Source organism: Nocardia sp. X0981 (assembly GCF_977089955.1).
Genome location: NZ_OZ372435.1, coordinates 4,024,722 through 4,033,493, shown reverse-complemented (window position 1 = coordinate 4,033,493; position 8,772 = coordinate 4,024,722). Strand labels below are relative to the sequence as shown.

9 protein-coding genes are annotated in these 8,772 nt (G+C 67.4%); 2 read left to right on the top strand and 7 right to left on the bottom strand.

Annotated features, from left to right (window positions below; genetic code table 11):
- Positions 1–7 precede the first annotated feature (7 nt).
- The 3 genes from ACYR7D_RS18180 to ACYR7D_RS18170 form a co-directional block, all read right to left on the bottom strand.
- Positions 8–484: a YbaB/EbfC family nucleoid-associated protein gene (locus ACYR7D_RS18180; protein WP_459545766.1), complete on the bottom strand. Its 477-nt coding sequence runs from the start codon at positions 482–484 to the stop codon at positions 8–10.
- Positions 485–505: 21 nt separating this feature from the next.
- On the bottom strand, positions 506–1,984 hold the full coding sequence (locus tag ACYR7D_RS18175) for an antitoxin YezG family protein (protein ID WP_459545765.1): 1,479 nt from the start codon (positions 1,982–1,984) through the stop codon (positions 506–508).
- A gap of 400 nt (positions 1,985–2,384) precedes the next feature.
- Complete coding sequence (locus ACYR7D_RS18170; RefSeq protein WP_459550208.1) at positions 2,385–2,906, bottom strand: cytochrome P450; 522 nt, start codon at positions 2,904–2,906, stop codon at positions 2,385–2,387.
- A gap of 193 nt (positions 2,907–3,099) precedes the next feature.
- Between ACYR7D_RS18170 and ACYR7D_RS18165 the strand changes: the two genes are divergently transcribed.
- Positions 3,100–3,943 (top strand): IS5 family transposase gene (locus tag ACYR7D_RS18165; protein ID WP_459545764.1). Its coding sequence is split into 2 segments (ribosomal slippage): positions 3,100–3,443 and positions 3,442–3,943, totalling 846 coding nucleotides; the frame shifts between segments, so codons are not numbered across the junction.
- A gap of 160 nt (positions 3,944–4,103) precedes the next feature.
- The gene (locus ACYR7D_RS18160; RefSeq protein ID WP_459545763.1) at positions 4,104–4,532 is read left to right on the top strand and encodes a Ca2+-dependent phosphoinositide-specific phospholipase C; all 429 of its coding nucleotides are present in this window, start codon (positions 4,104–4,106) and stop codon (positions 4,530–4,532) included.
- Here ACYR7D_RS18160 and ACYR7D_RS18155 read toward each other — a convergent pair.
- From ACYR7D_RS18155 to ACYR7D_RS18140, 4 genes are read right to left on the bottom strand one after another with little or no spacing between them, the layout of a single operon-like run.
- On the bottom strand, positions 4,476–5,126 hold the full coding sequence (locus ACYR7D_RS18155; protein WP_459545762.1) for a 3-oxoacid CoA-transferase subunit B: 651 nt from the start codon (positions 5,124–5,126) through the stop codon (positions 4,476–4,478). The two genes, ACYR7D_RS18160 and ACYR7D_RS18155, sit on opposite strands and share 57 nt — an antisense overlap.
- Positions 5,126–5,821, bottom strand: a complete 696-nt coding sequence (locus tag ACYR7D_RS18150) for a 3-oxoacid CoA-transferase subunit A (RefSeq protein ID WP_459545761.1) — start codon at positions 5,819–5,821, stop codon at positions 5,126–5,128. Before ACYR7D_RS18150 ends, ACYR7D_RS18155 begins: the two co-directional genes overlap by 1 nt.
- Positions 5,818–7,002 carry a thiolase family protein gene (locus ACYR7D_RS18145; RefSeq protein WP_459545760.1) on the bottom strand — a complete coding sequence of 395 codons (1,185 nt, stop codon included), beginning with the start codon at positions 7,000–7,002 and terminating at the stop codon, positions 5,818–5,820. Before ACYR7D_RS18145 ends, ACYR7D_RS18150 begins: the two co-directional genes overlap by 4 nt.
- Complete coding sequence (locus tag ACYR7D_RS18140) at positions 7,002–8,738, bottom strand: CocE/NonD family hydrolase (protein ID WP_459545759.1); 1,737 nt, start codon at positions 8,736–8,738, stop codon at positions 7,002–7,004. Before ACYR7D_RS18140 ends, ACYR7D_RS18145 begins: the two co-directional genes overlap by 1 nt.
- Between the last annotated feature and the right edge of the window lie 34 nt (positions 8,739–8,772).

Below are 8,772 nucleotides of genomic sequence, written 5' to 3'. Positions count from 1 at the left end.
GCCTAGTTCACCACAGCGATTCGCGGACCCCGGTTTCCGGGCCGGAGGTCGCGCTGCCGGGCACAGCGCCGGGTTCGGAGCCATCCCTCGGCGACTCCGCCCCCGGCAGCGGCGCCGACGCATACGATTCGGCTTCCGCCAACCCGGCCACCAGGTCCGTGATCTCGGGCAGTCGTCCCTGCTGCTCGCGCAGTGGCCGCACGATCTCCTCTGTTTGCACGGCCAGCGCGTCCTGAGCCGCCCGACCCGCGGTGGTGACGGCCTCGGCGATTTCGTCGTAGTCGAGATCGGCGATGTCTTCGCTGAACCGAGTCGAGACGATCCGACCCTGGGTGTCGGCACTGATCGTCACCCGTTTATCCGCGGCGTGCCCGGACGCGGTCAGCTCCGCCTGTTTCCGTCTGATCACCGAGAGCTCGTCCATCGAGCGACGGAAGCCATCGAGAATATCGTCGAACCGCGCCTTCACATGTTCATTCGGCACGACTACTCCTTCGGTACTCGCTCATCCCACCGCGCCGAGCCGCTGCTGGAAGCGGCTTTCGAACCCCGGGAGGTAAGCCGACGGTGATACGGACGACGACGAGCGTTCCAGCACCGCGTCGTCGGCGACGTAGAAGACCGCCCGCCCGAGCATGACCTGTCCTTCGGGCGGAGGCGCGTGCACGATCCATCCGACACTGACCCGCTCGGCCACCAACGCGGAAACCTGATAGCCGGGCGTTTCCAGACCGCGTTCCAGAATGTGATGTCGAACCAGGGCCACGGCTTCCGCTGCGGGCAGCGGCGTCAATAGCACAGCTGCCAGGCCCGCGGTATCGAAATGCGCGAACGCCGAATCCACGTCGAAACGCTCCGGCTCCCAGAACAGTGCCGCCAAAGCCTCGCGTGTGACGAGACCGGATTCCGCCGCCCCGATCACGGTCTCGGCTGCTACCCGTAGTTCTCGGGCGGCCGCCGCGGACCCGCGCACGCCGGTCATTTCGATCACCCGGTCGACCACCACGTCCTCGAGCCAGATATCGGGTACAGCGATAGCGTCGGGGCCGGGTTCCGGCGATTCGCCGAGCCACCAGCGTCCGGCCTGCCACCAATAGCAGAAGGAGAGCAGGCCCGTGGCCGCCCGCGAGTTCACCACCTCAGCGGTAACCCAACTCGGTGCGCCCCGGTACAGATCGGGCAGATCGGCGAGATCGTTGTACGCCGCGGACAATCGGGAATCGTCCGCCCGGCCACCCGAAAGTACGGCCCGGCCTCCCGACAGCAGGCACAGCGTGGCACCACTGTGGTCGCCGTCTTCGTAGATTCCCACCGAGGGCGCGATCCGCGGCCCGTGCTCGGCCCCGGTCGCCGCCGCGGCGGCGGCCAGCATCGCCCACCGAGCCCACAACACCGGCAGCGGCGGGAGTAGATCGGTGGTTGTCGCCCCGGTGGCCGGGGCGGTGGCGGCCTGTTTCGGCGTGCGCACCTGCCGTTGGTCGTGCCGCATGTACGCGGCCAGCCAGATCGGCAGACTCGAACGCGGAAACGCCTCCAGGTCGGCCAGGTACGCTTCGACGGGGAAGATCTGCCCCGGCGGGAACGGCCGGTCGCCATAGTCGTACGTGATGGTCAGGTCACCCGCGCTGGTCAATTCGAGCACCGAGCGCAACCACGGGCCGCGATCCGACTGTGCTGTCACCCGGCGTAATTCGCGCATGAGACGCACGGTCGAATCAGCCGGCAATGCCCGGACGGCCCGTTCCCCGTCGGTGTAAACCACTTCGGCCGCCTCCTCGGCGACGGTCAGCGCGAAGATCGCGTCCGCGCGGGTCCACCCCTGCGGTGCCATCGCCGCCAGCTCGCGCGCGATCCGGGGGGTCAGCTCCTCGGCCTGCTCGGCCGAGTCCTTGCGCACCTGTTCGCCGCCCAGGCTGAAACTCACATCGGGCGGGTCGTCCGGCTCTGTACTGGACGGGGCGCGGTCACTGTTGGGCAGGTTCATCGACTCGTCCGGCTCACCGGAATATCGATAGAGAAACCCGGAACGCCGCTCATCGCCGGCCTTTCTCTTTGTGGTGGACAGTTGGGTTCATGGTGGCACCGTGGTCCATGACACCCCCCATTCCTGGGAGTGCCCCGGCCGAGTTCGCTCGTTCCCGCCGCGGCACCCTGGCTCACCCGATCGGGAGACCGGCTATGCCGTGTGCGGGTGCACGAGCATCGGTAGCCGGTCGAGTCGCACAGTGGCCGCAGCGATCTCACGCACGGGCACGCCGGGCACCGGCTCCAGGCGAACCCGCTCGGCAACCGTCGCCAGGACCGCCGTCGCCTCCATTCACGCGAAAGGTTCCCCGCTGCAATTGCGGTTGCCGATTCCGAAAGGCTGGAACGCACCGCTGCGGTCAGCTCCTTGCGGTACTCCGGTGTCCAGCGGTCCGGGTCGAACACCGCGGGGTAGGCATAAATTTCGGATCGTTGTGTAGTGCGTATGTCGAGTAGATGAGCGTCGCCTCCGAAGGGATAGCCACCCCACCGAGTTCGATATCCGCGGTTGTCTCGCGCATCCCGAGCCAGGGCGGGCAATAGCGGCGCAATGCTTCGGTGACGAACTTCTCCGTGAAAACGAGATCACGGATGTTCTCCGCGGACACCGGACGGCCGCCGAGGACGTCGGTCACTTCGCGTTCCAGCCGTTCGCGCAGATCCGGTCGCTGTCCGAGCTCGTAGAAGGCGAGGGCCAATGTATTGGAGACCGTCTCGCAGCCCGCCGCATAGATCGTCATGACTTCGTCCCGGATATCGCGGTCGCTGAGTCCGCTGCCGTCGTCGAATCGGACCGCGATGAGCATCGAGACGATATCCTGGTGCTCTTCCCCTTTCGCCCCGTATTCGGCGTGTTGCTGTCCGCCACGATGCCGACATATCCCGCGACACGCTCGCGATGGAATCCCGATGCCATCAACCTGCGATGCCGCATATGCTTTTGCTCGGTCGAGACGACCAAGTACTGCAACGACACTCGGTTCGGGTAACGTGCCTGCGTGGTTGTGGATGTCGTTGCAGTACTAACAGTGTGTCTTACGTAGGTGTAATTCGTTGTCCGGCATGACGTGACCCGTGGTCGACAGGCTTGCTCAGAGACTGGTCCCGGATGCGTTGTGGAACATCGTGAAATCCCTGCTGCCCGAGTTCACGCCCAGACCGCAGGGCGGAGGGACCGCTCCGGTGGACGAGCGGGCGGTGTTCACCGCGGTTGTGTTCGTGCTGACCAGTGGATGCGCGTGGCGGCATTTGCCGCCGTCGTTCGGGGTGAGCGTCCCGACCGCGCATCGCCGGTTCATGGTGTGGGCCGATGCCGGGGTCTTCGACGCGCTTCACCGAAAGATCCTCGACCGGCTCGGAGCCGCCGGTGACCTCGACTGGAGCGCGGCGATCCTGGACGCGGCGAGCGTACGAGCGCAAAGGGGGATCATCGACCGGCCGCAGCCCGGTCGACCGCGGCAAGAAAGGCTCCAAGATCCACATCATCTCGGACGCGAACAGGATACCGCCGGTCACCGGCGTTTCCGCCGCGAACACCCACGATTCGGTGATGCTGCAACCGATGGTCGAACTGATCTCGAGGGTGCGCTCGCGGCGCGGACCGCGCCGCGGGAAACTTGCCGAACTACGCGCCGACAAGGGATATGACTTCGACGTTCACCGCCGCTGGCTCCGTGCTCGCGGGATCGTGCCCCGGATCGCTCGTCGTGGGATCGAGGATCCCACGAGGCTGGGCCGGCATGGATGGAAGATCGAGCGCACGATCGCCTGGCTGACCGGATACCGGCGATTGACAATCCGCTACGAACGCCACGGCCATCTCTTCGCAGCATTTCTACAACTCGCCTCAGCTCTCACCTGCTACGAGAAACTCTCCACGCAAGACATCCTCTTACACCCATGTAAGACACACTGTTAATGCACTGCCGTCCCGGCCCGATCTCATTCAGCGGCATCACGTGCGGCGCACAGGTGCGTTGCGCTGCAGGGAGATCGGTTTCCAGCGCGAACGGCACCGAGATCGGGCAGCCGGCACGAGTACCGAGTAGCCCGACTACCTCCGGGCCATGTTTCGCTGAGTGGCACAGCTTCCATGGGAGCGAAGTAGTTCTGTGAGCATCGGAGGTAGGGGACTCAGCCGTACATGGGCACATCTCCACCACTGCTACTCGCTCGCCCTCGCCGATCTCGAGGCCTGGTCGGACCAGAATCCTGGCCACATGCCGATCATGGTGGTGATCGAGATCAAAGACACCGACGAGATCACGACCGACCCCCACCCGCCCCTGGAACCATGGGGCCCCGCCGACTACAACCGGCTGGATGCCGAGATCCGGTCCGTCATGGGCAACAAGCTCGCCACCCCCGACGACCTCCAGGGCGCCTGTCCGACACTGGAATCTGCCGTCGAAGACAACGCCTGGCCGACCCTCGTGGCAAGTTCGTGTTCGTCAACTGCAACTGCCGGGCCGGGCGTCGAGCAGCGGAACCTCCAGCCGCTCGCGTAGCTCGTCGATCGATGTACCGAAGGTTTCCAGCACCGCGACGCCGTCCGGGGTGATCTCGAACAGCGCGTGGTCGGTGTACACCCGGACGACGCAGGCGAGACCTGTGAGCGGATACGTGCAGCGGGGCACGATCTTCGGGCTGCCGTCCTTGGCGAACAGCGTCATCATCACGTAGACGCGTTTGGCGCCGATGGCCAGATCCATCGCGCCGCCGACTGCCGGAATGGAGCCGGGTGTGCCGGTGTCCCAGTTGGCCAGGTCGCCGTTCGCCGAGACTTGGAAGGCGCCGAGTACGCAGACGTCGAGGTGGCCGCCGCGCATCATGGCGAAGGAGTCCGCGTGGTGGAAGTAGGCCGCGCCCGGCAGTTCGGTGACCGGAACCTTCCCGGCATTGGTCAGGTCGGGGTCGATCTCGTCGCCCACGGCGGCCGGGCCCATACCGAGCATGCCGTTCTCGGTATGCAGCACGACCCCCAGTTCGGCGGGCAGATGGTCGGCCACCTTGGTGGGCTGGCCGATGCCGAGGTTCACGTAGCTGCCCGGCTCGATGTCGCGAGCCAGCCGCGCGGCGAGGCTGTCGGGCTCCAGCGGCATCAGCGCGCTCCTTCCACGGTGTAGTGGCGGGCCTCGACCCGGACCACCCGGTCGACGTAGATGCTCGGCGTGACCACGGTCTCCGGGTCGAGCTGTCCGGCGTCCACGATCGAGGACACCTGCACGACGGTGGTGGTGGCGGCGGTGGCCATGACGGGTCCGAAGTTGCGGGCGGTCTTGCGGTAGACGAGGTTGCCCATGGTGTCGGCGGTGTGGGCGGCGATCAGGGCCACGTCACCCTTGATGGGGTACTCGAGCACGTAGTCGCGGCCGTCGATGGTGCGGGTCTCCTTGTCTTCGGCCAGCGGCGTGCCGACCGCGGTCGGACAGTAGAACGCCCCGATGCCCGCGCCCGCGGCGCGCATCCGCTCGGCGAGATTGCCCTGTGGCACCACCTCGAGCTCGATCGCCCCGCGCCGGTAGAGGTCGTCGAAGATATAGGAGTCGACCTGCCGGGGGAACGAACACACCACTTTGCGCACCCGCCCTGTCTTCAACAGCGCCGCCAGGCCGACCTCGCCGTTTCCCGCGTTGTTGGACACGATGGTGAGGTCGTCTGCGCCGTGCCGGATGAGGGCGTCGATCAAGTCGAACGGCATGCCCGCGAAGCCGAAGCCGCCGACGAGCACGGTGTCGCCGTCACGCACCACGCTGACGGCCTCGTCGGCGCTGTCGAGGATCTGTGCCCTGGTCATACCGTCGCCCCCGTATTCTCCAGGACGACGGCCAGCGCCTGGCCGACGCCGATGCAGATGGCGGCCAGGCCGTAACGTTCACGCTTCTCGACGAGCACCTTGGCGAGTGTGCCGAGGATGCGCGCGCCCGAGGCGCCGAGCGGGTGGCCGATGGCGATGGCGCCGCCCTTGACGTTCACGATCTCCGGATCGATCTTCCAGGCGTCCACGCAGGCCAGCGACTGCACCGCGAAGGCCTCGTTGAGTTCGACCGCGCCGATCTGCTCCCAGCCGATACCGGCCCGCTCGAGCGCCATGTTCGCGGCCTCGACCGGGGCGTAACCGAAGTCCCGCGGCTCGAGCGCGAACACCCCACGCCCGGCGATCCGGGCGATCGGGTCGGGGCCGATCCGCGAATCGGCGGCCTCGGAACCGATCAGCAGGGCGGAGGCGCCGTCGTTGAGCGGGGAGGCATTGCCCGCGGTGATCGAGCCGTCGCGGCGGAAACTGGGCTTCAGCCCGGCCAGCTTCTCCACCGTGGAATCGGCGCGGAGGCTCTCGTCGCGGGTCAGTTCCACGCCCTCGACGGGAACGACCAGGTCGTCGTAGAAGCCTTCGTCCCAGGCGGCGGCCGCGAGCCGGTGCGAGCGGGCGGCGAACTCGTCCTGACGGGCCCGGGAGATCGAGAACCGTTCGCGCAGTTGCTCGTTGCACTCCCCCAGCGAGACGGTCCACTCCGCGGGCATGCGCGGGTTCACCAGCCGCCACCCGAGGGTGGTGGACACCGCGGTGACATTGCCCGCCGGGAACGCGCGATCCGGCTTGGGCAGCACCCACGGCGCGCGGGTCATCGACTCCACGCCGCCGACGAGCACGATGTCGGCGTCACCGGTGTCGATGGTGCGCGAGCCCATGATCGCCGCGTCGAGGGAGGAACCGCACAGCCGGTTGACGGTGGTGGCCGGCACCGAGACGGGCAGCCCGGCCAGCAGCGCGGCCATCCGGCCGACATTGCGGTTGTCCTCGCCCGCGCCGTTGGCGTTACCCCACACCACATCACCGATGGCGGCGGGGTCGAGCGTGGGCGCCTTGCCGAGCACGCCCCGGATGGCGGTGGCGGCGAGATCGTCGGGGCGCACCTCGGCCAGCGCGCCGTTGAACCGGCCGAACGGGGTGCGCGCGGCGGCGTAGAGAAAGGCCATCAGTGCAGCTCCTGGTTCGCGGCGCGGGTGGTGAACGGCAGCACCAGCCGGGACCGGTGCGTGGCGTCGCGGTAGATCTTGTGCGTGACCGGGCGGCCCACCGGCAGGTGGAAGGCGTCCGGCGGCAGCAGCGCGTTGTGGTCGTCGGCCAGCGGCTCGTTGTTGGACAGCTCCGCCACCAGCCGGTGTCCGGGCAGGAAGGTCGCGGCGAAGGGGTACAGCCGCAGCACGTACTCCTCGATCGTGCCCGGCTCGACGGGCACCGCGCGGGTGTGCGGGTGGTACGGGTTGCCCTCGGTGCTGCGCTCGTCCAGCTCGCGATGCGAGGCCTTGAGGTAGCCGGTGGTGATCAGCTGACGCTTGCCGTTCGGGGCGACGTCCCACATGCGCAGGATGAAATTGGTGTCGGGCTGGTCGACCTCGGCGAAGATGCGCGCCGCGCCCTGGCCGATCATCTCGGTGGGCTCGTCGAACGGCGCGGTGCTCCAGCTCAGGATCTCCACCTTGTCGGTAACCGTGAGCGGCGCTTGGTAGAACCCGTCCGGCGCGGCGTACTCCACGCCGAGCGGCTCGTACTCGAAGGCCAGCTTGCGGCGGGTGCGCAGGTACAGCGAGCGGTACTCGACCTGCTTGGGCGGCCACTGGTCGCCGGTGACGTGCTCGCGGGTGCCCTCGACGAAGACGTTCACCGCGGGCTCGTCCATTATTCCGTTGTCGATGCCCTTGATCCAGTACTCGTACCAGCGGAACATCTTGTCGTGCTCTTCGATGAAGGGCCGTGACTGCATCGGCGGGTAAGGGCCGATGTCGAGCTTCTTCGGCCCCTTCAGCCGGTTGTACAGCTCGATGGTGCCGTCCACGGTCCAGCCGCGACCCTGGTCGATCTGCAGGTAGACCGGGATGTCGATGTCCGGGGCGAGGGTGACCGGGTTGCGCTCCTCGTACCACTCGCCGTCGAGGTGGTTCATGACGATGTCGAACCAGGCCTCGTGGTGCTTGGGGTAGTTGAGCACGTGCACCAGGTTCGGCCAGGCCGCGACGTCGGGGTCCTGCAGGCGCTCGGCGACCAGCTTCTGGATCTGCTCGGGCGAATAGGTCTCGAGCATGCGCGATTTCACGCGGTCGGTGAACGCCCAGCCCGAGTCGCCGCCGCGGCCCTCACGCGCGGCGCGCGGCATGAACCACATGACGCCACCGTGGTAGGTGGTCTCGTAGAAGTCGTAGTGGCCGCCGGAGACGAAGATCGCCTTCAGGTGCGGCGGGCGCTCGGCCGCGGCCAGCACCTGCATGGAGCCGAAGTAGGAGATGCCGATCATGCCGACATTGCCGTCGCACCAGGGCTGGGCGGCGACCCACTCGATGAAGTCGTAGGCGTCCTGACCCAGCGACACGCCACCGGCGTTGTAGTTGCCGATGTGCTCGCCGCCGGAGTGGCCCGAGCCGCGCAGGTCGCCGATGACGTGCACGTAGTCCTCGGCCACCACGCGGGCGATGTCACCGGCCTCGATGCAGCCGTCCCACATGGGGCTGGGGCGCCGCTGCGGCGGCATGGTCAGCGCAAGCGCCTGCAGTTCCTTGCCGTAGGGGCTCAGCGCGACCAGCGCCGGGCGCGGTGTGTCCGCGACGCCGTGGTAGGCGTCGGCCGCCAGTTCGATGCCGTCGCGCATCGGAACGCGCAGATTCTTGCGGATATGGATGATCTGCCCGCCGGCGTCGAACGTTTCCAGGTCGGCCATGAGCCTGCGACTGCCTTTCCGTGGGATAAGGGTT